Consider the following 24,115-nt stretch of genomic DNA (forward strand, 5'->3'; position numbering starts at 1 on the left):
AACAAACTTGGACGAAGCTGGAACTCAGGACCGGCCGCGATCGGCGGCGCGTGCCACCACCGAGGCACCGGCGCTCAGTTCCTTGAGCAGCGCAAGCGATGCCTGGCCGGCGGTGCGGAACGGGTCCAGCTCCGCGCGCGCGGAGAATTTGAGCAGGGTGGCGGTGTTGATGCGGGCGGCGTTGACATGGCCCATGGCCCAGCCGGTGAAATCGCGCTGGCAGATGTCTTCGAAGTGCAGCAGCACGATGTCATGGTGGCGCGGATCGCGCGTGATCGCCTGGAACAAGCGGGACACCTCCTGGCGTTCGCCCTCCAGCGCTTGCAGGAAGACGCCATTGCCATGGCACAGCACGCCGGTGATGCCATGGCGCGGGTTGCGTTCCAGGGCGGTGGCCAGGATGGCGTCGAGCATGGCGGCGTCGATTGCCTGGCGGGCGCGGCTGGCATAGAGCAGGCGGACGAGCATACGGCGGCTCCGGATGGTGGCGCTATTTGCCGTTGCGGTTGAGCAGCGCGAGGAACTCCCGGCGCAGGCTGCCGTCCTTCAGGAAGGAGCCGCGCATCACGCTGTTGGTCATCTTGGCGTCGGTATCGCGCACCCCGCGCCAGTGCATGCAGAAATGCTCGGCCTCCATCACGATGGCCAGGCCGTCCGGGTTCATCTTTTCCTGCAGCAGGTCGGCCACCTGCGCCACGGCTTCTTCCTGGATCTGCGGCCGGCACATGATCCACTCGGCCAGGCGCGCGTACTTGGACAGGCCGATCAGGTTGGAATGCTGGTTCGGCATCACGCCGACCCACAGCTTGCCGATGATCGGGCACAGGTGGTGCGAACAGGCGCTGCGCACGCGGATCGGCCCGACGATCATCAGTTCGCTGAGCTGCTCCACATTCGGAAACTCGGTGACCGGGGGCGGCTTGGCGTAGCGCCCCGCGAAGATTTCCTTCAGGTACATCTTGGCGACGCGGCGCGCGGTTTCGCGCGTGTTGTGGTCCTCGTCCACGTCGATCACCAGCGCGCGCAGGACCTCTTCCAGGCGTGCCTGCACTTCTTCCTGGAGCGCATCGAGCTCGCCCGGCTCGATATATCGGGCAATGTTGTCGTTGGCGTGGAAGCGTTCCCGCGCGGCCAGCAGGCGTGCGCGGATGCGGTCCGATGTGGCGGACGACAAGCCGGACTCGCCGCGCGCCGGAGTGGCTTCGCCGGGTACCTTCTTCGCGCCGTGATGCGCCGCGTCCTTGTCTGTCATGGAGAGCCGCTTCAGTGTAGAAAAAGGGCGGATGGTGCTGCCCGCCCCGGGCCGGCCGGCGTGGTGCGCCGTGCTTCACTATATGGCAGATGTCCGGCCCCCACAACCTGCGGCAAGGGCGGCAAGCGATGCCCGGTGCACACCGCGCAAGGCCTCCGTGAATTGTTGATGACAACGCTAAAGTGCGGCACGCAAGCCGCCGACAAACCCACATAATTTCCGAACCGCGCCGCCTGACCGGCAGCGGTTCTTCCCCCGACGGGGTATCTTCCAGGGACCACCGAGTGATCTTGCCGATTGCGTTTCCTTGCAGCAGCCTGATGTTGCTTCATGTCGCCACGGTGCCGCTGCCCCAGCCGACAATGGAAGCCGGGGTGGTGGAGCATCACAGCCGCGCCGTGCGCGTCAGCGCGCCGCGCCGGCGCTGGGAAGGGGCGCTGTCCCGGCGCGCAAACCTGGTCCAGTTCGGTCCCCACGACTGAAGCCGCGCCAGGCAGCCCGGGGCGCTCAGCGCGCCAGCGCAAGCACGGCCAGCGTCGGCACCATGGCTGCCGGCATGACAATGGCGCCGAGCCGCAGGAACTGGCTGGCACTGACCATATGGCCGTCGCGGCGCAGGGCGGTCAGCCAGAGCAGCGTGGCCAGGGAGCCGGTCGCCGACAGGTTCGGCCCGAGATCGATGCCCACCAGCACCGCGCCGGTCACGGCATTGGACGCATGACCGGCCGCCAGGGCCGACGAGGCGATCAGCCCGGCCGGGAGGTTGTTGGCGACATTGCCCACCAGCGCCACGGCACCGCCGATCCCCATGAGTCCGCCGAGGCTGTCGCGCTGCGACGCCGCCTGGATGACCCCGGCGAGCCAGTGGATGACGCCGGTATGCTCCAGCGCCGCCACCATCACGAACAGGCCAGCCACCATCGGCAGCACACCCCACGAGATTTCCCGCAAGGCCGGCCCAAGCAGGTCGCGCCGTGTCGCGCACACCATCAGCAGCGTGGCCGCCCCGGCCGCGCACGTGGGCCAGCCCAGGTCGCTGCCGCGCAGCGAGGCCACCAGCAGCGCCACCCCGGTAAGCACGATGCCAAGCGCCGTCAGCCATGCCTGCAGGCTCAGCGGCGGCACCGGCACGTCGGCGTCGATCCGTTCGGCCAGCGCCGTGCGCTGCGTCCAGTACAGCGCCGCCAGCGTGGCCGCCACGGCCACCAGCGATGGCAGGGCAAAGTGGGTCAGCCAGCCGGCCAGCGGCGGCATGCGCGTGCCGAAGATCACGAGGTTGGCCGGATTGGAGATCGGCAGCACGAAGCTGGCCGCGTTGGCGATAAAGGCGCAGGCGAACAGGTGCGGCAGCGGGTTCCTGACTCTGGCCGCGCGCGTGGCGGCCAGCACCGCCGGTGTCAGCACCACGGCGGTGGCGTCGTTGGACATGAACGCGGTGACCAGCGTGCCGAAGCCGTAGACCAGCAGGAACAGCCTGCGCGACGAGCCGCGCGCGCGCCGCACGGCCACTGCGGCCACGTGGTCGAACAGTCCGGTCTTGCGCGCCAGTTCGGAGATCACCATCATGCCGGCCAGGAACAGGTAGACATCCAGGCCACGCGCGACGGCGGCCCATGCGTCGGGCACGGCCAGCAAGCCGCTCAGGCAAAGGATCACTGCGCCCGCAACGGCCCAGAAGGCCTCGGGCAGGCGCAGCGGGCGCATCAGCACGCCAGCCGTAGTGAGGGCGGCGATCGACCAGATCCATACCGCGCTGACGCTAGACATTGTGGTTCTTGTTGTTGGAGGGTTGAAAGGGGCGGGGACTAAAGGCTCGTCCGGTCGTCGCCGCGCGTGGCGGGCTGGCCGGGCAGGCCCACGGCTTCGCTGTTCACCGGGGCGGCGGAAGCATCCTGTGCCGGATCGGACGCGATTGGCGGCGCGGGGAAGCCGAGCGAGGCGATCCCCTTGCCTTCGGCATATTCGGCGTACATCCAGTCTCCCGTGCTGCGCACCACGCCGGACGGGGGCGTGGCGGCGGCCAGCGGGATGCCTGCGAGCCGGCCTTCCATATACGACGCCCACATCGGCAACGCGGTGGTGGCACCGAACTCGTGGGCGCCCAGGCTGTGGTTGTCGTCAAAGCCCATCCATGCCACCGTGACCACGTTGCCGGCGTAGCCGGCGAACCAGCCGTCGGCGGCATCGTTGGTTGTACCGGTCTTGCCCGCGATGTCCCCGCGGCGCAGGTAGCGGCGCACGCCGGCGCCGGTGCCGTCGTCCACCACGCTGCGCAGCAGGCTGTCCATCACGAAGGCATTGCGCTCGCTGATGACGCGCGGCGGCTGCGCTTCGGTATCCGCGGCGAACAGCACCTTGCCGTCACTGTCGGTAATGCGAGAGATCAGATACGGCTCGACCCGATGGCCGTGGTTGGCGAATACCGAATAGGCGGCTGCGAGCCGCAATGGCGATGTCGTGCCCGCGCCCAGCGCAAGCGGCAGGAAGCGCGGCAGCCGCCTGGGCGAAAAGCCGAAGCGGCTGGCGAACTCCACCGCGTACGGAATGCCGATGGCCTGCAGCGTGCGGATGGCCGGCAGGTTGCGCGAGTCCGCCAGCGCCTGGCGCACCGTGACCGCGCCGAGGAAGCGGCCGTCGTCATTGGACGGCTGCCAGCGCGAGCCGTTGTCAAGCGGCGCGTCATTGATGAGCGTGCCCGGCGACATGCCGCGCTCCAGCGCCGCCGCATAGATGAACGGCTTGAAGGTCGAGCCCGGCTGGCGCAGCGCCTGGGTCGCATGGTTGAAGCGGTTCGCGCCGAAATCGGCGCCGCCGACCAGGGCCTCGATCGCCCCGGTGTCGCCTTCCAGGGAAACCAGCGCTGCCTGCGGGGCGCTGTCCGGACCGGCGATGCGATGCCGCTGCCCGTAGCCGTCCAGCCCGCGCCGCACGGCGTCGTAGGCCATGGTCTGCCGCACCGACGATACCGTGGTGTAGACATTGAGGCCGCGCGTGTACGCTTCGTCGCCGAACCGTTCGCGTGCAAGCTGGCGCGCGAGTTCGGCGACATATTCGGCGTGTCCGGCGAACTGGCCGGCGCTGTCGGGGGCAATTTCCAGTCGGGCGGAGCGCGCTTCGCGGTACTGGTCCTGGCTGATCATGCCCAACGCCAGCATTCGTCCGAGCACGTATTCCTGCCGGCGCTTGGCGCGCGTGAAGTTCGCGACCGGGTTCATGGTGGACGGCGCCTTGGGCAGCCCAGCCAGCATGGCGGTCTCGGCCAGCGAAAGCCCGTCCAGCGGCTTGCCGAAATAGGCGTGGGCCGCGCTGCCGAAGCCGTAGGCATGCTCGCCCAGGTAGACCTGGTTCATGTACACCTCCAGGATGCGGTCCTTGGAGAGCGTACGATCGATCTTCCAGGCGAGCAGGATTTCGTACCACTTGCGCGAAAGCGTCTTCTCGCGCGACAGGTAGAAATTGCGAGCCACCTGCATGGTGATGGTGGAGGCGCCCTGCGCATAGCCGCGACCCAGGTTGGCCAGCGCGGCGCGGAAGATGCCGGGGATATCGATGCCGTCGTGCTCGTAGAACTGGTCGTCCTCGGCGGCCAGCAGCGCCTGCGTCATCTGGCGCGGCATCTTTTCGAACGGGATGAATTCGCGATGCTCGCTGCCGAATTCGCCGATCTGCACGTTGTCGCTGGTGAAGATCCGCAGCGGCACGTCCGGGCGGTACTCGCGCAGGGCATCGACGGGAGGGAGTTGCCGCAGGCTGACCACCGCGGCGAAACCGGCGAGCAGCACGCCGGCTGCAGCCAGCGCCAACGCGGCGCCACCTGCCTTGACTGCGAATTTTTTCATGCGCGCATTCTAGCGGAACCGGGCAAGCGGAAGCGGCACTCCGGTCTCGTCGTGGTCCGGCGGCGGTGCGCGCGGGGTATCCGGGAGCGTGGCATGCTGCACCTGGCGCGCAAATTCGCACAGCGTCAGCCAGGTTTCCTCGCGCTCGACAATCGTGAAGTGATCCGTGCCAGGCATGGTCTGCAGCATCACCGGCCCCGGCCACGCGGCCACCAGGCGCTCGGAGCAGGCATGCGGCACCACGTCATCGGCCTCCGCGAGCAGCACCTTGGTGCTCTGGACCACTTTCTTGCAATGTGAAATGGAATCGAAATGGTGGCGCATCAATTGCCGCAGCGGCACGAGCGGAAAGCGCTGGCGCACCAGTTCCAGCATCGAGTCATAGGGCGTGATCAGCTGCAGACTTTCGAAGTCCTGCAGGTCGGCGAGCTGGATGGCGACGCCAGTGCCCAGGCTGCGGCCCACGACGTGCGCCCGCGTGCCGGGAAAGACGCGGCGCAGGTGCAGCAGGAACTGGCTGGCATCGGCGACCGCGGCGGCTTCGGAGGGCTGGCCGTCGGAATGTCCGAGGCCGCGATAGTCGAATGTCGCGAAGCCCATGCCGGCCGGCAGCCAGCGGGCGAATTGCAGGGTGTCGAGCACATCCTCGCCGCGGCCCGGCAGGTAGAACAGGAGATCCCGCACCGTGTCGCCCGGTGCATGGTAGATGTAGCCGCGCAGCACGCCGCCCGGCACCAGGTGCGAATAGCCGACGATGCCGTCAGGCAGGTCGCGTGGCGGACGGCGGCGCGCGTCGAACAGCAGGCGCGCCTGGTTGACCGTGAGATAGGTCCAGTAGCAGGCAAAGCCGCCCGCGGTCACCAGGGTGGCGGCCAGCGCGCGGCGCATGAGGGATGACATATCGGGGTCCGGAATCCGTGGCGCTCGGGGGCACGGCGCACCGGGCCCCCCAGGTGGAGCCTAACCGATTTTTGCGCAAGTCGAGGCGCGTTCCGCTGCCAGCCCGTTCAGTTCTTGTACGATACGGCTCATAACGCCGCGCCACCACAGAGCGCCGGCAGGAGCCCAAGGCATGAGTGAACAGAAGCACGAACAATTGCGCGCCGAGGAGGCGCAGGCCATGCAGCGTGTGGTCGATGCGACCCGTCAGGTGCAGGTCGCCTTTGCCGCCCTGCAGTCCCAGTATCCCCCGGAAGGCAGCGGCAAGCCGTCCAAGATGGCGCTGCAGACGTTCGACGCCGCGCTGCAGGCGCTGGAAGACGCCCAGGCGACCTTCGATGAAATCCTGAACGACCTGCTTGACGAGGCGCGGTAGACGCGCGCCGTGAAGGCGCAATCCCCCGGGGCAGCGTCGTTATCGCGGACTCCCGCCGAAGGTCGCATGCGTGACTGGGAGGCGGGCCTGGTCCGCCAGGCGCTGGAGCGCCATCGCGGCAACATCAGCCTGGTAGCGCGCGAGCTGGGGGTGTCGCGCAATACGATTTACCGGCGCCTGCGCGACGCATCGTGGCGCGGGACTACGGGGCAGTACCGCGGAGCGCTCCTACAGCGCGGGCTGCAAGGCCAGCAGCGCGGCCTCTTCGTCGCTGAACAGTTCCGAGCGCGTCAGGAAACGCTGGCCGGTTCCGCTCTCCAGCGAGAACATGCCGCCCGCACCGGCCACGACATCGATCACCAGCCGCGTGTGCTGCCAGTACTCGAACTGCGCGCGCGTCATGTAGAACGGCACGCCACCGATCTCGCCGAGGCGGACGTCGGCATCGCCGACGATCAGGTCGCCGGCGGCGAAGCACATCGGCGCACTGCCGTCGCAGCAGCCGCCGGACTGGTGGAACATCAGCGGACCATGCCGCGCGCGCAGCGCGCCGATCAGCGCCAGTGCGGCCGGCGTGGCGACGACGCGTGGCACGGGACTGCCGGGATCAGCGTGGGCTTGCGGCATGGTCGCTCCCTCAGCGCGAGAAATCGAGCACCACGCGGCCCTCGACCTTGCCGTCACGCAGGCGGCCGAGCACATCGTTGACGTCTTCGAGTCTTGCGGTCGACACCGTGGCCTTCACGTCGCCGTGCGCGGCGAAGTCGAGCGATTCCTGCAGGTCGCTGCGCGTGCCGACGATCGAACCGCGGATGGTGATGCCCTTGAGCACGACGTCAAAGATCGGCGTGTCGAAATCGCCCGGCGGCAGCCCGTTGAGCGCGATGGTGCCGCCGCGCCGCACCATGCCGATCGCTTGCGAGAACGCCTTGGGCGAGACCGCGGTGACCAGCACGCCATGCGCGCCGCCGATTTCCTTCTGCAGCCACGCGGCCGGGTCCGTGTCGCGCGCATTGACCGCCACCTCGGCGCCGAGCCGCCGCGCCAGGTCGAGCTTGGCGTCGTCGATGTCGACCGCGGCCACGCGCAGGCCCATGGCCCGCGCATACTGCACGGCCACATGGCCGAGCCCGCCGATGCCGGAGATCACCACCCACTGGCCCGGACGCGTGTCGGTGACCTTCAGGCCCTTGTACACGGTGACGCCGGCGCACAGGATCGGCGCGATCTCGACAAAGCCGACCTTGTCGGGCAGCAGGCCCACGTAGTTGGGATCGGCCACCACATACTCGCCATAGCCGCCGTTGACCGAGTAGCCGGTATTCTGCTGTTTCTCGCACAAGGTTTCCCAGCCCTGCAGGCAGTGCTCGCAATAGCCACAGGCGCTGTACAGCCATGGAATGCCGACGCGGTCGCCTTCCCTCACGCGGCTGACGCCGCTGCCCACGGCGGACACGTAGCCCACGCCTTCATGGCCGGGGATAAAGGGCAGGGTGGGTTTGACCGGCCAGTCGCCGTCGGCGGCGTGGAGGTCGGTATGGCAGACACCGGAGGCCTCGATCTTTACCTGGACCTGACCGGGGCCGGGTTGCGGCACGGGCACTTCATCGATCGTGAGTGGGGCGCCAAAGGCGCGCACCACCGCAGCTTTCATCATCGCTGGCATATCGACTCCTGGTTGGATGCGGTGCCCGCAGAGGCGGGCACCGACGCGATCATGGCACGCGTCCGGCGGACCGGGAATTCAATTTTTCCGCCAAAACGCGATGCCTTGCCCATCGTCAGAAGAAGCCGAGGGCGTTCGGGCTGTAGCTGACCAGCAGGTTCTTGGTCTGCTGGTAGTGGTCGAGCATCATGCGGTGGTTCTCGCGGCCAATGCCGGACTGCTTGTATCCACCGAATGCGGCATGCGCGGGATAGGCGTGATAGCAGTTGGTCCACACGCGGCCGGCCTGGATGCCGCGGCCCATGCGGAACGCGCGCGCGCCATCGCGCGTCCAGACGCCCGCGCCGAGACCATAGAGCGTGTCGTTGGCAATGGCCAGCGCTTCCTCTTCGTCCTTGAAGGTGGTGACCGATACCACCGGCCCGAAGATTTCTTCCTGGAAGATGCGCATCTTGTTGTGGCCCCTGAACACGGTGGGCTTCACGTAGTAGCCGCCTGCCAGGTCGCCATCAAGCTGGTTGCGTTCGCCGCCCGCCAGGCATTGCGCGCCTTCCTTGCGGCCCAGGTCGATGTAGGACAGGATCTTTTCTAGCTGCTCGGCCGACGCCTGCGCGCCGATCATGGTGCCCTTGTCGAGCGGATGCCCCTGCCGGATTGCCGCCACGCGCTTGAGCGCGCGTTCCATGAAGCGGTCGTAGATCGATTCCTGGATCAGCGCGCGCGAAGGGCACGTGCACACCTCGCCCTGGTTCAGCGCGAACATGGCAAAGCCTTCGAGCGCCTTGTCGAAGTAGGCGTCGTCGGCGGCCAGCACATCCTCGAAGAAGATGTTGGGCGACTTGCCGCCCAGCTCCAGCGTGACCGGGATCAGGTTCTGCGACGCGTATTGCATGATCAGCCGGCCCGTGGTGGTCTCGCCGGTGAACGCGACCTTGCTGATGCGCGGGCTCGATGCCAGCGGCTTGCCCGCTTCCAGGCCAAAGCCGTTGATGACGTTGAGTACGCCCGGGGGCAGCAGGTCGCCGATCACCTCCATCAGCACGAGGATGGACGCAGGCGTCTGCTCGGCGGGCTTGAGCACCACGCAGTTGCCCGCGGCCAGTGCCGGCGCGAGCTTCCACGTGGCCATCAGCAGCGGGAAGTTCCACGGGATGATCTGCCCGACCACGCCGAGCGGTTCGTGGAAATGGTAGGCGGTGGTCTCGGCGTCGATCTCGGAGATGCCGCCTTCCTGCGCGCGAATGCAGCCGGCGAAGTAGCGGAAATGGTCGACCGCCAGCGGCAGGTCCGCCGCGGTGGTCTCGCGCACCGGCTTGCCGTTGTCGATGGTTTCGGCCACGGCCAGCAGCGTCAGGTTGGCCTCGATGCGGTCGGCGATGCGGTTCAGGATATTGGCGCGCTCGGTGGTCGAGGTGCGGCCCCAGGCCGCCCTGGCGGCGTGCGCGGCGTCGAGCGCGGCATCGACATCTTCCTGCTTCGAGCGCGGCACGCGCGTGAACGGCTTGCCGGTGATCGGCGTGATGGCCTCGAAGTACTCGCCGCCTGCCGGTGGAACCCACGACCCGCCGATGTAGTTTTCGTACTGCTGCTTATAAGGGTTGCTGACGCCCAGCTGGGCGATCTCGGCCATGTTCATGTCTCGCTCCGTCTTGTGAAGTCGTTGGTCGGCACGGCGATGCGCCGCGCGCGAGGCAGATATCGCAAGAGGTGTGCCGGAGCCAGGTCAGATGGCCAAAACGCCGTGGATTCAGGGTTCCGGAGGTTTCAGGCGCCGATGCCGAGGCGCCGGCTGTGCCAGTGTGGCGGGGCGGCTGTTCCGCGCTGGCACAGCTGTTCCAAAACGGAACAGTCGTCGTCCCGTGGCTGCCTCAGCGCGGCTGGAACACGATGATGGCCATGCCGAGAAAAGCAACACCGACGCCGGCCAGGTCCCACGCGCTGGGCCGCAGACCATCGACCAGCCATAGCCAGAGCACGGCCACGCCGATATAGACGCCGCCGTAGGCCGCATACACGCGCCCGGACGCATCGGGATGCAGGGACAGCAGCCATGCGAACAATGCCAGCGACAGCGCGCCCGGCAGCAATACCCAGGCGCTCGCGCCCTGGCGCAGCCACAGGTAGGGCAGGTAGCAGCCAAGGATTTCGGCCACGGCGGTGAGCAGGTAGAGCGTGATGGTTTTCATGCGGCAGCGTGGTCTCGGCTCAGGTGCCGCACTGGGTAGTCGCGGGACTGGAACTCGATGATCAATCGCGCAGTATACGGGCACGCATGTCCCCGTCTGGCCGTCGGCTGGCCTATGCTTGGATCGAAGATTCTTCGACTGATCAGGAGATGGCGATGTCCCTGCGCTTGCCGCGTGCCGTACTGGCTGCCGGCATTCTGGCCATGTCGGTCACCACAGTGTGTGCCCAGGGCACAGTGCCGCCACGCGTCCAGAGCTATCCGGTGCCGGCCGGCGCGCATCCGCACGACGTTGCGCCTGCGCCTGATGGCGCGGTGTGGTACACGGCCCAGAGCACGGGCGAGCTTGGGCGGCTGGACCCGGCAACGGGCAAGACCATCCATATTGCCCTCGGCGAAGCGTCCGCGCCGCATGGCGTGATCATTGGGCCCGATGGCGCTGCATGGGTCACGGATGGCGGTCAGAATTCGATTCTCCGGGTCGATCCCGGGAACCATGGCGTCAAGCGTTACCCGCTTCCGTCGGGACAGGCCAATGCCAACCTGAACACCGCGGTGTTCGATGCGCGGGGACATCTGTGGTTCACCGGGCAGAGCGGGGTTTATGGCGAGCTCGATCCGGCCAGCGGCCGCATGCGCATGTTCGACGCGCCCCGCGGGCAGGGTCCGTACGGCATCGCCGTCACGCCGCGGGGCGATATCTACTTTGCTTCGCTGGCCGGTGACTACATTGCCCGCATCGATACGGCCTCCGGTGCCGCGCACGTCGTTATGCCGCCTTCGCCACGGTCCGGGCCACGCCGCATCTGGTCGGACTCGAAGGGCGTGCTATGGGTCAGCGAATGGACCGCGGGCAAGCTTGGCGCCTACGATCCCGGCACGGGGCGCTGGCGGGAATGGACGCTGCCTGGCGCCAGCCCCCATGCCTATGCGATGTATGTGGATGAGCAGGACAAGGTATGGCTCAGCGACTGGGGCAAGAACGCCGTCCTGCGCTTCGACCCGCAGACTGGCCGGTTCGAGACCTTCGCCAGTCCGAGGCCGGATGCCAATGTGCGCCAGATGCTCGGGCGTCCGGGCGAGGCCTGGGCGGCGGAATCCGGCACGGACCATCTGGTCGTGTACCGCTTTGGCGCGGGTGGGCCGAGATGAGTGGGTGGTCGGAGCGTCAGCGGCGGGCCGTCTCAGAACTCGACCGTGGCGGACAGCAGCACCGTGCGCGTGCGCAAGCTCACCGGCGCCGCCGGTCGCCTCCATACGAATCCACAATGATCATCGTGCGATCCAGCACGCCCTGGTCGTCGAAGTAGGCGCTGAAGTGCGCAGGCTGGTAGCCGCTTGCATAGAGCCGGTACGACCATGCCTCCCGCTTCATCAGCGGGTAGTACTGGACTGGCTCGCGCGGCATGCCGAAGCGTTCCGCAATGTCGCGCTTGGTCCAAACGCCTGGCCTGGCTTCGTAGATTTCTTTCTCGGTCAGCATCTGGCGGAAGTTGACGAGCCTGCCGTTGCCATCAAAATCGGCGGCGTAGACCTCGAATCCCAGCGGCTGGTGCGAATAGATCCAGCGCACGCTGCCGTCGGCGAGCTTGTAGACCTCCGTGGGTTCGCCGAATGTCTCGCGCACGGAGCTTTCGGGGCTACCGACCATTTTCTGCGCGGTCTGGATCGGTTGCAGGGACGCACAGGCGGACAGCGCGACCGCGGCGCCAGCCACCCAACTGGCTAAGCGATAAGCCATGGACATTCTCCAATGCCGAATGGTGATGTTTTTTTCGGCTGATACCCGATTCAAGCATAGTTCCCTACATTCCGGACCCCGCTCCCGCACTGCCGTTGCCGCCTGCACCGCCACCAGTCCCCCCTGCGCCCGGCGCCGGCTGGAATCCGGGCGCGCTTCCCGACGATGCACCGCCGGTCATGCCCGGCCCCGCGCCGGATGTTGCGCCGGGTTCGTCCCCCTCTCCGCCGCAAGCGGCGAGGGCCAATACGGCAAGCAATGCCGCGAGACATGGACTCGACATCACGTGCTCCCAATGTCGCATCGGTGAAAAAAGCCTGGCATTGCCAGGAGTTGCGGATTCGTCTGACTAAACGCGTGGCAGCCCGTGTTTATTCCATTCCGGGTTGCCGTAAACGACGAAAGGCCGCGGTTGCGACCTTGTCCGTGAACCCGGTGGGATGGCGTCCCATAAAACAAGATACCCCGCACATGGCGGGGTATCAGTTCGTGACCCGGCTTCCCGGGAGGGGGCAGGCTTACTGCGGCCCGAGCTTGCGGATCAGCGCGTCGAGCTGCGCCATTTCCTCTTCGTTCAGGTCCGTCAGCGGCGCGCGCACCGGACCTGCGTCGTGGCCGACCAGGCGGGCGCCGGCCTTGACGATGCTCACCGCATAGCCCTGGCGGCGATTGCGGATGTCCAGGTAGGGCAAGAAGAAATCGTCGATCAGGCGTCCGATGGTGGCATGGTCATCGGCTGCAACAGCGCGGTAGAAGTCCATCGCGGTGCGCGGGATGAAGTTGAACGCGGCCGACGAGTACACCGGCACGCCCAGCGCCTTGTAGGCCGCGGCATAGACTTCCGCGGTCGGCAGGCCGCCCAGGTAAGCCAGCCGGTCGCCCAGCTTGCGGCGCACGCGCACCATGGCTTCGATCTCGCCGACGCCGTCCTTGAAGCCGATCAGGTTGGGGCAGCGGTCCACCACGCGTTCCAGCAGGTCGGCGCCGATGCGCGAGTTGGCGCGGTTGTAGACGATCACGCCGATGTTGACCGCCTTGCAGACTTCTTCGATGTGGTTGGCAATGCCTTCCTCGCTCGCTTCGGTCAGGTAGTGGGGCATCAGCAGCACACCCTTGGCGCCCAGGCGCTGCGCTTCCTGCGCATAGGCGATGGCCATGCGGGTCGGGCCGCCGGCGCCGGCCAGGATGGGTACCTTGCCCTGGCAGGTTTCCACCGCGGTGCGGATCACATTGGAGTAGTCGTCCGGCGTCAGCGAAAAGAACTCGCCAGTGCCGCCCGCGGCGAACAGCGCCGAGGCACCGTAGGGTGCCAGCCATTCCAGGCGCTTCACGTAGGTCTCGGGGCGGAAGTTGCCTTGCGCGTCGAAGTCGGTGACTGGGAAGGACAGCAGGCCTTCGGAAATGATCTGCTTTAGTTCTTGCGGTGTCGTCATGTCTCTCATCCTGGGCCGAGGCCGGCAATTTGATGATGGATAGGGCAGGGCGGTGTTCCGCAGTCCTGCTGTGGCGTTATCAATGTACGTCATCGTACAACTAGCGATCGAAGAAGACAAGAGCAAACGTCACGATGTTGGGGAAAACCCCGTGCATGGACATGCGGCAACCTACCTGCGCGGCCATGAGGATTGCCCGGGAACCCTATGTCTTGTAAGGAAAGGGAAAGGCGGTAATACAAGATATCCGGCGGTTTCAGGGTAAACGCGCACTACGATCGACGGATCATCTCCTTATAATCCTAGTCATATGACGACATATCTCAGTTGGCCTTTGACGGGTTTGCTGGCATATGGCCACAGGAGACCCGATGAACGCAAGCCATACCCCCACTGCCACGACGGCCGCTGCCGGCAGTGCAGCCGCCGCGCGCCGCACCAATGTCCGCTACTGGATCCTGGCGATGATCTTCATCGTCACCACGGTCAACTATGCCGACCGTGCCACGCTGTCGATCACCGGGCCCGCGATGCGCGAGGCCTTCGGCTTCAGTGCCGTGCAGATGGGCTATATTTTTTCCGCCTTCAGCTGGGCCTATGTCATGGCGCAGATCCCCGGCGGCTGGCTGCTTGACCGCTTTGGCGCGCGCCGCATCTATGCGGTCAGCATCTGCCTGTGGTCGATCTTCACGCTGCTGCAGGCCTGGGTGGGCGTGTTCGCCTCGATGGGCGCGGTGATGACGGCGCTGTTCATGCTGCGCTTTGCCGTGGGCCTGGCCGAGTCGCCGGCGTTCCCGGCCAATGCCAAGGTCGTGGCGAGCTGGTTCCCCACTGCCGAGCGCGGCACGGCGTCCGCCATCTTCAACGCCGCCCAGTATTTCGCGGCGGTGGTGTTCACGCCGCTGATGGCATGGGTAACGCACAGCTGGGGCTGGCACCATGTCTATATGTGGATGGGCGTGTTCGGCATGGCGCTGGCCGTGCTGTGGCTCAAGGTCATGCGCAGCCCGGCCGATCATCCGGCGGTCAATCGCGCGGAACTCGAGCATATCGAGCAGGGCGGCGGCCTGATCCACATGAATGAAGGGGCAGGGCGCGCCACCGGCAAGGCCGCAGTGCCGGCGGGCTGGTTCTATGCGCGCCAGTTGCTGGGCAACCGCATGCTGGCGGGGGTGTACCTGGGCCAGTACTGCATCAACGTGCTCACGTACTTCTTCCTGACCTGGTTCCCCGTGTACCTGGTGCAGGCGCGCGGCATGTCCATCCTCAAGGCGGGCTTCGTGGCGTCGCTGCCGGCGATCTGCGGTTTCCTCGGCGGCGTGCTGGGCGGCATGATTTCGGACGCACTGCTGCGCCGCGGCCATTCGCTGACCATTGCCCGCAAGGTGCCCATCGTGGCCGGCATGCTGCTGTCGGTCAGCATGATTGCCTGCAACTATGTCGATGCCGAGTGGCTGGTGGTCGGCTTCATGGCGCTGGCCTTCTTCGGCAAGGGCATCGGCGCGCTGGGCTGGGCCGTGGTGGCGGATACCGCGCCCAAGGAAGTCATCGGCCTGGCGGGCAGCATCTTCAATACGTTCGGCAATATCGCCGGCATCGTCACGCCGATCGCGATCGGCTATATCCTGAGCGTCACCGGCTCGTTCAACGGCGCGCTGGTGTTCGTCGGGGTCCATGCACTGGTCACGGTGCTGAGCTACCTGGTGATCGTCAAGGACATTCGCCGCGTGGAACTCAGGCATCCGCAATAACCGCAGGAAACACAGCATGTCCGAACATGATTCGCGCGCCCCGGCCGCCCAGCCGGTCCAGGCGCCGCTCTATATACGCATCCATCCGGCAGACAATGTGGCCATCGTCGCCAACGACGGCGGCCTGCCGGCCGGCGCCGAGTTCCCGTGCGGGCTGGTCCTGCAAGAGGCCGTGCCCCAAGGGCACAAGGTCGCGCTGTCGGACCTGAAGCAGGGCGATGCGGTAATGCGCTACAACGTGGTGATCGGCTACGCACTGAAGGACCTGCCGCGCGGCAGCTGGGTCAACGAGCGCGTCATCGAAATGCCTGTGGCGCCCGGCCTCACGGACCTGCCGGTCGGCACGCGCCTCCCGGCGCCGCTGCCGCCGCTGGAAGGCTATACCTTCGAGGGCTTCCGCAACCCCGATGGTTCGGTCGGCACGCGCAATATCCTGGCCATCACCACGACCGTGCAGTGTGTGTCGGGCGTGGTCGAGCATGCTGTGCGGCGTATCCGCGAAGAGCTGCTGCCGCGCTATCCCAATGTCGATGACGTGATCGGGCTGGAGCACACCTACGGCTGCGGCGTGGCCATCGACGCGCCCGATGCCGTCATCCCGATCCGCACGCTGCGCAATATCGCGCTCAATCCGAATTTCGGCGGCACCGCGATGATGGTCAGCCTCGGCTGCGAGAAGCTCCAGCCGGACCGCCTGATGCCGGCGGGCACCATCCCGATCCAGACCGGCGCGGGCGAAGTGCAGGTCGGCGTGGTGTGCCTGCAGGACGAGCAGCACGTCGGCTTTGCCTCGATGATCGCGTCGATCATGACGATGGCCGAGACGCACCTGGAGCGCCTGAATGCGCGCCGGCGCGAAACGTGTCCGGTGTCCGAGCTGGTGGTCGGCGTGCAGTGCGGCGGCAGCGATGCGTTCTCCGGCGTGACGGCCAATCCGGCGGTGGGGTTTGCCACGGACCTGCTGGTGCGTGCCGGCGCCAGCGTGATGTTCTCCGAGGTCACCGAAGTGCGCGACGGCATCGACCAGCTCACCGCTCGCGCCGCCACGCCGGAAGTGGCCGAGGCGATGATCCGCGAGATGGCCTGGTATGACAGCTACCTCGAACGCGGCCGCGTGGACCGCAGCGCCAACACCACGCCGGGCAACAAGAAGGGTGGCCTGTCGAACATCGTGGAAAAGGCGATGGGCTCGATCATCAAGTCGGGCAGCGCACCGATCACCGGCGTGCTGTCGCCCGGCGAGAAGCTGAAGCAGAAGGGGCTGATCTACGCGGCCACCCCCGCGAGCGATTTCATCTGCGGCACGCTGCAGCTGGCCGCCGGCATGAACCTGCACGTGTTCACGACCGGCCGCGGCACGCCTTATGGCCTGGCCGAAGTGCCTGTCATCAAAGTCGCCACGCGCAGCGACCTGGCGCGGCGCTGGCACGACCTGATGGACGTGAATGCGGGCCGCATCGCCACCGGCGAAGCCACCATCGAGGATGTGGGCTGGGAGCTGTTCCGCCTGATGATCGACGTGGCCAGCGGCCGCAAAAAGACGTGGGCGGAGCACCACAAGTTGTATAACTCGCTGGCGTTGTTTAATCCGGCGCCGGTGACCTGACCCGGGGCGCCGGCCGGGCGATACGCCGCCCCCTCGGACGTCCTCCCACATGGCTTCACGGGCAGCGTCAGCATCACCGAGGAGACCGGCCCGGGCGCGCCATACGATAAGTAGTCGGCCTTGGTGGGATGGTCGTTCGCCAGCGGCGACACAATCCGGTTCAATGTAACGCCGATCCTTGGCTTCGTTACCGGTGGCGCCCACGGTCCAATTGCCGGGTTCGAGGGAAGCGTCACCATCGGCAAGTTCCGACTACTACGTCGAGGGCGAATACCTGACTGGGACGGGCGAGACGTCGGCGTATACCTTCAAGGATGCCTTTCACGATCGGTTCGTGGCTCGGTCCTCGACGGGTTTCCTTGCCCTCGCGACGGCGTGGGAAATCCGGTCCCTAACGACGCCGATCGCCTGCTTGAGTGCATAGACATCCTGGAAGTAGCGCTGCGGCAGCTGTATCTGGCTGGCGTGCGCATCGATGTTCTCGATCTCTTCGCGCCATTGCGCGACCTGTTCCGCGGTCGGCTTTTCGTTTCTCCAGATTTCATCTTCCAGCGCCTTGATCTCGTGGTACCAGACTACGAGCCGGTTCTTGTACCGCGCCTCGATCATGCGCGGCAATGCTTGCAGCAAGCCGAGCAGCAAAGCCATGAAGGGCAGCAGGATCAGCAGGCGCCGTTCGATGAAGCTGGCAAGCCAGAAAGGCAGGTAGCGCTGCAGGAAGGGGCGTCCGGACTTGAAGTAGCGCGTGCTTTCGTCCGAAATCGGAAACTCGCTCGTATTCAGGTTGGGAAACGTACCCAGCCGCGTGAAGTAGTCCTCGCCGCCATGCACGGACCGAGCGGCCTCCAGCAGCAGGTAGACCAGGGCGGGGTGCAGCGTGTCCTTCGAGACCAGCAGGGCCGTGGCGGCCAGCAGCGTGACGTCCGCCTGCGGAAGATCCTTGGCGATGCTGGTCGATGCGCGCGGGAACGTGAGCTTGGAGAGAGCGGGGAATCTCTGCACCAGGGCGTCGGCCTGGGCGAAGTTCATCAGCTTCAGGTCGCTATTCAGCAGCTTCTGCTGCATCTCGGCATCCGGCCTGCCGATGAAGAAGGCGGCGTCGAGTTCGCCATTGCGCAGGCTTTGATAGGCCTGGCCGGCGTCCATTTCCAGCAGCGTGCTGTTGCTCGTGTTCACATCACTATGGTTAAGCAATACGCGCGAGACATTCAGCAGGCCGCTGCCGGGCACGCCGATCGAGATCCGCTTGCCACTGAGCTGTGCGAGCCGGTCGATCGTGGCCTTGCCACGATAGAACACCCAGATCGGCTCGTAGGATACGGCGGCGATGGTCTGCAAGTGGTCGGTTTCCTGCGGGGTAGTGGTGCCCGACTGGATAAAGCCGACGTCGTATTCGCTGTTGGGATCGGTCAGCCTGGAAAAATTTTCGACCGACCCGGCCGAACTGCGGATATCCAGCGTGATGCCATCACGTTTGAGCAGTGGGGCATAGCGATCCGCGAATCCGCGGTAGATGCCCTTGTCCGCACCGGTCGTGATCACGACGGTGCGCTGGATGGCGGGTTCAACGACGACCGCCACGCCCCAGCTCAGTGCGGCGACCAGCACGATGGCGGCGGTGACGACAAGGCGCCGGCGCATCGGTGTCATGGGCGCCTTCTGGCTGCGTCGGAGCGCTGGGTTGGGCCTGGGCATTGCTTGGCTCTCTTGTCAGGTTTGCTTCTGTGTCGCAAGGCGTGGGGCGCCATACGATATCAGATTGTCCTGTCTGAGGCCGGCGGCGGCGTGAGGGGAGGCCTCGCGTCCTGCTCCGTCTCGATATTCAGCGCCGAGATCGTCTGCTCGCGGCGCGCCAGCGCGCGTAGCGATCGTTTGCTTACGCGCAATTGCCATTTCATGGGTGACGACGACCATCGTTATGCCCGAGCGTCTGCATCACGACCATGCCGGCCTCGAGGCGGATCTCGCGGACCTTCGCGGCACGGTCCAGCAGCTGTTTGCGCATGCCGATGCCGGCGCGCCTATGTCATGAGCGGATCGATTGCGCGCGCCTGGCGCGCGGTAGCGCAGGCCTGCGTCGCTGCACTGTCCTGCAACGGCGACGGCAATGGCGGCTGCGCGCCGGGGCGCCGCAGCGGGCTGTCCGGCATGTTGATCAGGTAGTGCGCCTCGCGCCGCAGTTGCGCGGCGAAGCTCGCCACCACCGGCGGCATCGGGGAATCGGCACGGTAGGCCAGGCAGACGGTGTGGCTCGGTAGCGGGTCTTCGATCGGCAGGACAGCCAGCCCATTCGTGCCGGCCAGCCGGCCCTGCATGAGCTGGCGCGCCACCATGCACAGCAGCCTGCGGTCCTGCAGCAGGGCCTGGATGATGCCGAAGGTGTCGCAGCGCACGGCCACGTGCGGCAACGGCAGGTCCTGCGCGCGGAAGGCGTCCATGATGGCCGCCCCGGGGCCGTGCATGCGGCAGGTGGTCAGTATCCACTCGGAACCGACCAGTTCACGCAACGTGCGCGCATGGCGCAACGGGTGGTCCCGGTGCGCGACCACGACGGAGTCGTTGTTGTAGAGCGGCTCGCAGATGAAGTCATGCTCGATGCCTTCGTCGGGAATGGGGCTCACCGCCACGTCGATCAGGCCCGCGCGCAGATCCTGCAAATGCACCGCATAGCGGCCGCTGTCGATGTTCACCTGGACTTCCGGATGCTGGCGGCGGAAACGGTTCAATGCGGCGGGCAGCAGCAGGTGCGCAGGACCGCCGGTGACGCCGATGCGCACCGTGCCGGTCCGCGCTCCGAGCATCTGCGTCATCTCTTCCGTGGCCCGACGCGCCTCGGCGGCTATCAGCCGCGCTCGGCGCAGGAAGGCCTCGCCATAGTGCGACAGCACGACCCCGCGCGTCGTCCGGGTGAGCAACGGCACGTGCAGTTCCTCTTCCAGCTGGCGAATGCTCTTGGTCAGCGCCGGCGCCGACACGTCGCGCGACCGCGCGGCGGCGCGGATGCTGCCGCCTTCCGCCACCGCGATGAAATCCTGGATCTGGCTGAGTCGCATGCGGGCAATCCGGTTTCGAATCGGTGTCGGCTGTACCTTATGGCGTACCCGTAAATGGGGCAAGGTCATGGCCTATATTTCCAATATGTGGAAATAGATTCCACTTTTTGACACTGGGCGGCGCGCTGTCCAGACTGGTTAAAGAGGAAACGCCATGAACCTGCCCGTCGAACAATTCATTGCCGAGCGCCGCCGCGAGGATCCGTCCTTCGGGGGCTTGCTGGCCAAGGGTTTTGCCTTGCTGCGCTGCTTCATCGACGAGCCGCGCCCGCTTGGCAATGGCGAACTCGCGCAGCGCCTGCAACTGCCGCGCGCCACGGTGTCGCGCATTTGCCGCACGCTGTTCGAGCTTGGCTATCTTGATTGGGATCCCAAGCTCGACAAGTACTTCGTCAGCGCGCAGGTGCTGGCGCTCGGCTACCCCTACCTGACCGGGCTACCCGTGCGCCACGTGGCCCGACCGCTGATGCAGGAACTGGCCGACCGCATCGAGGGCGCCGTGTCGATGGGCGTGGCGCACCGGCTCGACGTGACCTACCTGCAGTCCTGCACCCACAACGAAGGCACGCCGGCCCGCCCCGGCACCGGCGCCGTGCGCTCGGTGCTCAGTACGGCAATGGGCCGCGCCTACCTGTGCACCTTGTCAAAGGCGGAGTTCGAAACGCTGATGATGGCCGCGAGCGAGGAGCGGCCCGACGAATACGCGGCCTTCTACGACACGCTGTGCCACAACGTCGCCCACTACCCGAAGCGCGGTTTCGCGATCAATGAAGGGGATGCGGGGATCGGCGTGCACGGCGTGGGCGTCTACTCGCGCATCCGCTACCTGAACCGTCCGCTGCTGTTCAACTGTGCCGTACCCGGCTCGCAGGTGAAGCGCGGGATGATGGAAAAGAAAGTGGCGCCCCTGCTGAGGGAGATGGTCCGATCCATCGAGGCCGCCAGCGGCCTGCACCCATAGCAGCCGCCCCCTGGCCACAAGACCTGGAGACTTCCGTATGGTTGACCTGAATTCCCTGCTGTACCCGCGTTCGATCGCGGTGGTCGGTGCGTCCACCCAGCCGGACAAGGTGGGTGGCATGCCGATCCGGCTGCTGCGCGAACTCGGCTATGCGGGACGCATCTTTCCGGTCAACCCGTCCGCGGCCGAAGTGCAGGGCCTGCGGGCGTATGGCTCGCTGTCCGATATCGGCGAGGCGGTGGACCTGGCCATCGTCGCGGTGCCGGCGGTTGCCAGCGAGGATGTCATGGCGCAGCTTGCCGGCAACGGCGCGCGCGCCGCGGTGGTCTTCACCTCGGGCTTCGCCGAGGCAGGCGAATCCGGCGTGCAGAGGCAGGCCCGGCTCGCAAGCCGCGCGCGCGAGGCCGGCGTCACGCTGCTCGGTCCCAACTGCCTGGGCGCAATGAACCTGCGCGAGCGCATGTTCGCCACGTTTTCGCCGATCGCGCTGAGCGGCACGCCGCCGGTCGGCGAAGTCGGCCTGGTGAGCCAGAGCGGCGCGTTCGGCGCCTATGCGTATGCGCTCGCGCGCGAAGCGGGCCTGGGCCTGAGCCACTGGGTCACGACCGGCAACGAGGCCGGGCTGCAGGTGGCCGATGTGATCGCCTGGCTGGCCGATGATCCGAATACGCGCGTGATCCTGGCCTACATCGAAGGCTGCCGCGACGGCACGCGCCTGCGCCAGGCACTTGCCGCCGCGCGTGCGGCCGGCAAGCCCGTCGTGATCACCAAGGTCGGCACCACCGCGGCCGGCGCGCGCTCCGCGCAATCGCACACGGCCAGCCTGACCGGCGAAGACGCGGTGTACCAGGCGGTGTTCGACGCCTACGGCGTGCACCGCGCGCATACGCTGGAAGAGTTCTTCCGGCTTGGCTATGTGCTGTCGCGCGGCCGGCGGCCGTCATCGTGGCAGCGCCCGGACGGGTGCGAGGCCGCTGCCGCCACGCCGCTGGCGATCGTCACCGTGTCGGGCGGCGTGGGCATCATGATGGCCGACCGCGCCGAACAGCTGGGCCTGCCGCTGCCCCCGATGCCGGACGCGGCGGCAGCGGCCCTGTGTACCGCCATCCCGTTCGCGAGCACGGCCAACCCGATCGACGTAACGGGGCAGGTGGTGGCGCAACCGCGTGTCTTCATGGACGCCATGGCCAGCGTGGCACGCAGCGGGGCCTATGGTTGCGTGACCGCATTCCTGGCCGGTGGCGCCAATGCCCCGCGGCTGTGGCCGGAGCTGCAGCAGACCATCGGCGCGCTCGCCGAAGACCCTGAGGCGGCGCCACTGCTGATGGCGGGCATCGTCGACGACGACAAGCGCGCGTGGCTGGAAGCCCGCGGCTGCCTGGTCTTCCGCGAGCCAGGCCATGCGGTGGAGGCGGTGGCCACGCTGGCGCGTGCAGCGGCCATGGAACGGGAACGCGGCGCGGCCGATCAGCCTCCGCAACCCGCATCGCACGCCGGTCTGCTGCGCGATGTCCCGCCCACGGCTACGGCGCTGTCCGAGTACGAGGCCATGCAGCTGCTTGCTGGTGCCGGGGTACCGGTGGCCCCGCATGACCTGGCGCGCGATGCTGAAGAAGCCGTGCGCATTGCCGCACGCCTGGGCTACCCCGTGGTGGTGAAGCTGTGTTCGCGCGACATCCTGCACAAGAGCGATGTGGGCGGCGTGGCACTGAATCTCGCCGATGCGCAGGCCGTGCGCGACGCCTTCGGCCGCATGGTGCAGGCCGTCGCCGGCGTGCGCACGAACAGCGGCGCGCCGGTCCCGTTCGAAGGCGTGCTGGTGGCGCGCATGGTGCGCGGCTGGGGCGAGGTGATGGTGGGTGTGCGGCGCGATCCGGTGTTCGGGCTGGTCGCGCTGGCGGGCATCGGCGGCACGGCCGTCGAGATCTTTCGCCAGACCGCCTGCGGCCTGGCCCCGCTGTCGCCTGCGCAAGCGCGCGACATGCTGCGCCAGAGCAAGGCCGCTGCGCTATGCGAAGGACACCGGGGCCATCCGCAAATCGTCCTGGATACCGCTGCACAGGTACTGGCCAGTGTGTCGCGGCTTGCTGCGCAACTGGGCGACCGGCTCGATACGATCGAGATCAATCCGTTCATTGTCACGGCGCAGGGCCTCGTAGCCGCCGACGCTGTCGTGACGCTTCGCCAGTCCGGTCCCCCCGCTCCATAGACACACAGGGAGCGCATTGCAACACGATACGGTGGCAAGGATGCCCGCACAGACGGGCGCCTGCTCCGCGGCAGTACCTCAAGACATCAAAGGAGACAAGCATGCATTTGCAGACGCACTTGCCGGCACGGCGCATGGTGCTGCGCGGACTGGGCGCGCTCGCCGTGACCGCAATCTGCGGGGGAGCACCCGGCGCGCATGCGGGCCCCTATCCCGACAAGCCGATCCGGCTGGTCGTGCCGTTTCCCCCGGGAGGCGGGACCGACGTGGTGGGCCGGCTGCTGGCGGCGGGACTGTCGAAGGAACTCGGGCAGACCGTGGTGGTGGAGAACGTGGCGGGTGCCACCGGCACCATCGGCTCGGCGCAGGTCGCGCGTTCCGCGCCGGATGGCTACACGCTGGTACTCGGTATCTCCGCCACGCATGCGATTGCGCCGGCCATCTTCCCGAAGCTGCCGTATGACCCGTTGCGCGATTTCGTGCCGGTCAGCCGGTTGTTCTACGGCGGCAATGTGCTGATCGCCGGCCCCGGCTTCACCGGCCGCGATCTGCCCGCGCTGATCGCGGCGGCGAAGCGCCCGGGCGCGGACCTGACCTATGGCTCGTGGGGCACGGGCTCGGGCGGCCACCTGGCTGGCGAGAGCCTCAACGTACTGAGCGGCATCCACCTGCGCCACATCCCGTACAAGGGCGTCAACCCGATGCTGACCGATGTGATCGGCGGCACGCTGCCCGTGGCCATGTCCGACCTTGCCGGCACGCTGCCGCTGATCCGCGGCGGGAAGGTGAGGGCGCTGGCCGTCACCGGCTCCGAGCGCTCGCCCGCGTTGCCGGAGGTGCCGACCTTTACCGAAGCCGGCGTCGCGTTCGGCGTCGATAGCTGGTTCGCCTTGTTCGCCCCGGCACGCACGCCGTCCGGCATCGTCGACAAGCTGGAGCGCGCTACGGTAGCCGCCATGGCCAATCCCGCCATCAGGGCGCAGGCCGATGCACTGGGCATGCGCTACGCACCGCAGCCACGCAGCGCCTTTGCCGCGCAGATGCGCAGCGATGTGACGGCCTGGGCGGCGCTGGTCAAGTCGAGCGGTGCCGCGCAGGAATGAA

Annotated in this window: 21 protein-coding genes and 1 pseudogene; 9 read left to right on the forward strand and 13 right to left on the reverse strand. The window is 67.0% G+C overall.

All coding sequences use genetic code 11. The features are described from left to right. Positions 1-24: 24 nt before the first annotated feature. Entirely contained in the window at positions 25-468 is a 444-nt protein-coding gene (locus tag AC3FKG_RS21020; RefSeq protein WP_483712003.1) for a BLUF domain-containing protein, read from the reverse strand. Positions 469-490: 22 nt separating this feature from the next. After that, a complete protein-coding gene (folE, locus tag AC3FKG_RS21025; RefSeq protein WP_483712002.1) occupies positions 491-1,252 on the reverse strand; it encodes a GTP cyclohydrolase I in 762 nt (253 codons plus the stop codon). A gap of 320 nt (positions 1,253-1,572) precedes the next feature. On the opposite strand from folE, the gene AC3FKG_RS21030 reads away from it, so the two are divergent. Beyond that, positions 1,573-1,734 (forward strand): hypothetical protein, encoded by a 162-nt coding sequence (locus AC3FKG_RS21030; RefSeq protein ID WP_483712001.1) that lies wholly within the window; start codon positions 1,573-1,575, stop codon positions 1,732-1,734. Positions 1,735-1,759: 25 nt separating this feature from the next. Here AC3FKG_RS21030 and AC3FKG_RS21035 read toward each other — a convergent pair whose 3' ends face one another. Genes AC3FKG_RS21035 through AC3FKG_RS21045 form a run of 3 tightly spaced genes read right to left on the reverse strand, consistent with a single transcriptional unit; the run spans position 1,760 to position 5,991 of the window. After that, positions 1,760-3,019 carry an arsenic transporter gene (locus AC3FKG_RS21035; RefSeq protein WP_483712000.1) on the reverse strand — a complete coding sequence of 420 codons (1,260 nt, stop codon included), beginning with the start codon at positions 3,017-3,019 and terminating at the stop codon, positions 1,760-1,762. 38 nt (positions 3,020-3,057) lie between these two features. Next, a complete protein-coding gene (locus tag AC3FKG_RS21040; RefSeq protein ID WP_488744034.1) occupies positions 3,058-5,091 on the reverse strand; it encodes a penicillin-binding protein 1A in 2,034 nt (677 codons plus the stop codon). Positions 5,092-5,100: 9 nt separating this feature from the next. Continuing rightward, positions 5,101-5,991, reverse strand: a complete 891-nt coding sequence (locus AC3FKG_RS21045; protein ID WP_483711998.1) for an alpha/beta hydrolase — start codon at positions 5,989-5,991, stop codon at positions 5,101-5,103. A 172-nt stretch (positions 5,992-6,163) separates the two neighbouring features. Here AC3FKG_RS21045 and AC3FKG_RS21050 point away from each other — a divergent pair, with 172 nt between their 5' ends. Both AC3FKG_RS21050 and AC3FKG_RS21055 read left to right on the forward strand, forming a co-directional pair. Then, entirely contained in the window at positions 6,164-6,406 is a 243-nt protein-coding gene (locus AC3FKG_RS21050) for a hypothetical protein (RefSeq protein WP_483711997.1), read from the forward strand. Between the two features lie 66 nt (positions 6,407-6,472). Next, positions 6,473-6,577, forward strand: a pseudogene (locus AC3FKG_RS21055) (helix-turn-helix domain-containing protein); the annotation flags it as partial. 57 nt (positions 6,578-6,634) lie between these two features. Here the strand turns inward: AC3FKG_RS21055 and AC3FKG_RS21060 are convergent. From AC3FKG_RS21060 to AC3FKG_RS21075, 4 genes are all read right to left on the reverse strand, one after another. Beyond that, positions 6,635-7,033 (reverse strand): DUF779 domain-containing protein, encoded by a 399-nt coding sequence (locus AC3FKG_RS21060; protein WP_483711996.1) that lies wholly within the window; start codon positions 7,031-7,033, stop codon positions 6,635-6,637. A 10-nt stretch (positions 7,034-7,043) separates the two neighbouring features. Then, positions 7,044-8,072 (reverse strand): alcohol dehydrogenase AdhP, encoded by a 1,029-nt coding sequence (adhP, locus tag AC3FKG_RS21065; protein WP_488744035.1) that lies wholly within the window; start codon positions 8,070-8,072, stop codon positions 7,044-7,046. Positions 8,073-8,187: 115 nt separating this feature from the next. After that, complete coding sequence (adh, locus tag AC3FKG_RS21070; protein ID WP_483711994.1) at positions 8,188-9,708, reverse strand: aldehyde dehydrogenase; 1,521 nt, start codon at positions 9,706-9,708, stop codon at positions 8,188-8,190. Between the two features lie 232 nt (positions 9,709-9,940). Continuing rightward, positions 9,941-10,258 carry a YnfA family protein gene (locus AC3FKG_RS21075; RefSeq protein WP_483711993.1) on the reverse strand — a complete coding sequence of 106 codons (318 nt, stop codon included), beginning with the start codon at positions 10,256-10,258 and terminating at the stop codon, positions 9,941-9,943. Between the two features lie 155 nt (positions 10,259-10,413). Between AC3FKG_RS21075 and AC3FKG_RS21080 the strand changes: the two genes are divergently transcribed. After that, positions 10,414-11,409, forward strand: a complete 996-nt coding sequence (locus AC3FKG_RS21080) for a Vgb family protein (RefSeq protein ID WP_483711992.1) — start codon at positions 10,414-10,416, stop codon at positions 11,407-11,409. 79 nt (positions 11,410-11,488) lie between these two features. Here the strand turns inward: AC3FKG_RS21080 and AC3FKG_RS21085 are convergent, their stop codons facing one another. After that, complete coding sequence (locus AC3FKG_RS21085) at positions 11,489-11,998, reverse strand: hypothetical protein (RefSeq protein WP_483711991.1); 510 nt, start codon at positions 11,996-11,998, stop codon at positions 11,489-11,491. 518 nt (positions 11,999-12,516) lie between these two features. Then, positions 12,517-13,431, reverse strand: a complete 915-nt coding sequence (gene kdgD, locus AC3FKG_RS21090; protein WP_488744036.1) for a 5-dehydro-4-deoxyglucarate dehydratase — start codon at positions 13,429-13,431, stop codon at positions 12,517-12,519. A gap of 371 nt (positions 13,432-13,802) precedes the next feature. On the opposite strand from kdgD, the gene AC3FKG_RS21095 reads away from it, so the two are divergent. After that, the gene (locus tag AC3FKG_RS21095; protein WP_488744037.1) at positions 13,803-15,182 is read left to right on the forward strand and encodes an MFS transporter; all 1,380 of its coding nucleotides are present in this window, start codon (positions 13,803-13,805) and stop codon (positions 15,180-15,182) included. 16 nt (positions 15,183-15,198) lie between these two features. Continuing rightward, positions 15,199-16,788: a galactarate dehydratase gene (garD, locus tag AC3FKG_RS21100; RefSeq protein ID WP_483711988.1), complete on the forward strand. Its 1,590-nt coding sequence runs from the start codon at positions 15,199-15,201 to the stop codon at positions 16,786-16,788. Positions 16,789-17,109: 321 nt separating this feature from the next. On the opposite strand, the gene AC3FKG_RS21105 is transcribed toward garD, so the two are convergent. Continuing rightward, entirely contained in the window at positions 17,110-18,438 is a 1,329-nt protein-coding gene (locus tag AC3FKG_RS21105; protein ID WP_483711987.1) for a TAXI family TRAP transporter solute-binding subunit, read from the reverse strand. A gap of 371 nt (positions 18,439-18,809) precedes the next feature. After that, positions 18,810-19,841, reverse strand: coding sequence for a LysR family transcriptional regulator (locus AC3FKG_RS21110; RefSeq protein WP_483711986.1), 1,032 nt, complete (start codon positions 19,839-19,841; stop codon positions 18,810-18,812). 154 nt (positions 19,842-19,995) lie between these two features. Between AC3FKG_RS21110 and AC3FKG_RS21115 the strand changes: the two genes are divergently transcribed. The 3 genes from AC3FKG_RS21115 to AC3FKG_RS21125 all read left to right on the forward strand — a co-directional run bounded on the left by AC3FKG_RS21115 (position 19,996) and on the right by AC3FKG_RS21125 (position 24,114). Further along, complete coding sequence (locus AC3FKG_RS21115) at positions 19,996-20,802, forward strand: IclR family transcriptional regulator (RefSeq protein WP_483711985.1); 807 nt, start codon at positions 19,996-19,998, stop codon at positions 20,800-20,802. A 37-nt stretch (positions 20,803-20,839) separates the two neighbouring features. Next, a complete protein-coding gene (locus tag AC3FKG_RS21120) occupies positions 20,840-23,011 on the forward strand; it encodes an acetate--CoA ligase family protein (RefSeq protein WP_488744038.1) in 2,172 nt (723 codons plus the stop codon). 101 nt (positions 23,012-23,112) lie between these two features. Beyond that, complete coding sequence (locus tag AC3FKG_RS21125) at positions 23,113-24,114, forward strand: Bug family tripartite tricarboxylate transporter substrate binding protein (protein WP_483711983.1); 1,002 nt, start codon at positions 23,113-23,115, stop codon at positions 24,112-24,114. Position 24,115 lies beyond the last annotated feature (1 nt).

It is taken from the genome of Cupriavidus sp. 22TCCZM04-2, from assembly GCF_057798895.1.

What these genes read in the sequence shown, in the direction of transcription:
- AC3FKG_RS21050 (WP_483711997.1), top strand. Translation starts at nt 6,164, where the DNA reads ATGAGTGAACAGAAGCACGAACAATTGCGCGCCGAGGAGGCGCAGGCC.
- folE (WP_483712002.1), bottom strand. Translation starts at nt 1,252, where the DNA reads ATGACAGACAAGGACGCGGCGCATCACGGCGCGAAGAAGGTACCCGGC.
- AC3FKG_RS21060 (WP_483711996.1), bottom strand. Translation starts at nt 7,033, where the DNA reads ATGCCGCAAGCCCACGCTGATCCCGGCAGTCCCGTGCCACGCGTCGTC.
- AC3FKG_RS21045 (WP_483711998.1), bottom strand. Translation starts at nt 5,991, where the DNA reads ATGTCATCCCTCATGCGCCGCGCGCTGGCCGCCACCCTGGTGACCGCG.
- AC3FKG_RS21105 (WP_483711987.1), bottom strand. Translation starts at nt 18,438, where the DNA reads ATGACACCGATGCGCCGGCGCCTTGTCGTCACCGCCGCCATCGTGCTG.
- AC3FKG_RS21075 (WP_483711993.1), bottom strand. Translation starts at nt 10,258, where the DNA reads ATGAAAACCATCACGCTCTACCTGCTCACCGCCGTGGCCGAAATCCTT.
- kdgD (WP_488744036.1), bottom strand. Translation starts at nt 13,431, where the DNA reads ATGACGACACCGCAAGAACTAAAGCAGATCATTTCCGAAGGCCTGCTG.
- AC3FKG_RS21120 (WP_488744038.1), top strand. Translation starts at nt 20,840, where the DNA reads ATGGTTGACCTGAATTCCCTGCTGTACCCGCGTTCGATCGCGGTGGTC.
- AC3FKG_RS21110 (WP_483711986.1), bottom strand. Translation starts at nt 19,841, where the DNA reads ATGCGACTCAGCCAGATCCAGGATTTCATCGCGGTGGCGGAAGGCGGC.
- AC3FKG_RS21020 (WP_483712003.1), bottom strand. Translation starts at nt 468, where the DNA reads ATGCTCGTCCGCCTGCTCTATGCCAGCCGCGCCCGCCAGGCAATCGAC.
- AC3FKG_RS21040 (WP_488744034.1), bottom strand. Translation starts at nt 5,091, where the DNA reads ATGAAAAAATTCGCAGTCAAGGCAGGTGGCGCCGCGTTGGCGCTGGCT.
- AC3FKG_RS21095 (WP_488744037.1), top strand. Translation starts at nt 13,803, where the DNA reads ATGAACGCAAGCCATACCCCCACTGCCACGACGGCCGCTGCCGGCAGT.
- AC3FKG_RS21115 (WP_483711985.1), top strand. Translation starts at nt 19,996, where the DNA reads ATGAACCTGCCCGTCGAACAATTCATTGCCGAGCGCCGCCGCGAGGAT.
- AC3FKG_RS21080 (WP_483711992.1), top strand. Translation starts at nt 10,414, where the DNA reads ATGTCCCTGCGCTTGCCGCGTGCCGTACTGGCTGCCGGCATTCTGGCC.
- AC3FKG_RS21125 (WP_483711983.1), top strand. Translation starts at nt 23,113, where the DNA reads ATGCATTTGCAGACGCACTTGCCGGCACGGCGCATGGTGCTGCGCGGA.
- AC3FKG_RS21085 (WP_483711991.1), bottom strand. Translation starts at nt 11,998, where the DNA reads ATGGCTTATCGCTTAGCCAGTTGGGTGGCTGGCGCCGCGGTCGCGCTG.
- AC3FKG_RS21035 (WP_483712000.1), bottom strand. Translation starts at nt 3,019, where the DNA reads ATGTCTAGCGTCAGCGCGGTATGGATCTGGTCGATCGCCGCCCTCACT.
- adh (WP_483711994.1), bottom strand. Translation starts at nt 9,708, where the DNA reads ATGAACATGGCCGAGATCGCCCAGCTGGGCGTCAGCAACCCTTATAAG.
- garD (WP_483711988.1), top strand. Translation starts at nt 15,199, where the DNA reads ATGTCCGAACATGATTCGCGCGCCCCGGCCGCCCAGCCGGTCCAGGCG.
- AC3FKG_RS21030 (WP_483712001.1), top strand. Translation starts at nt 1,573, where the DNA reads ATGTTGCTTCATGTCGCCACGGTGCCGCTGCCCCAGCCGACAATGGAA.
- adhP (WP_488744035.1), bottom strand. Translation starts at nt 8,072, where the DNA reads ATGCCAGCGATGATGAAAGCTGCGGTGGTGCGCGCCTTTGGCGCCCCA.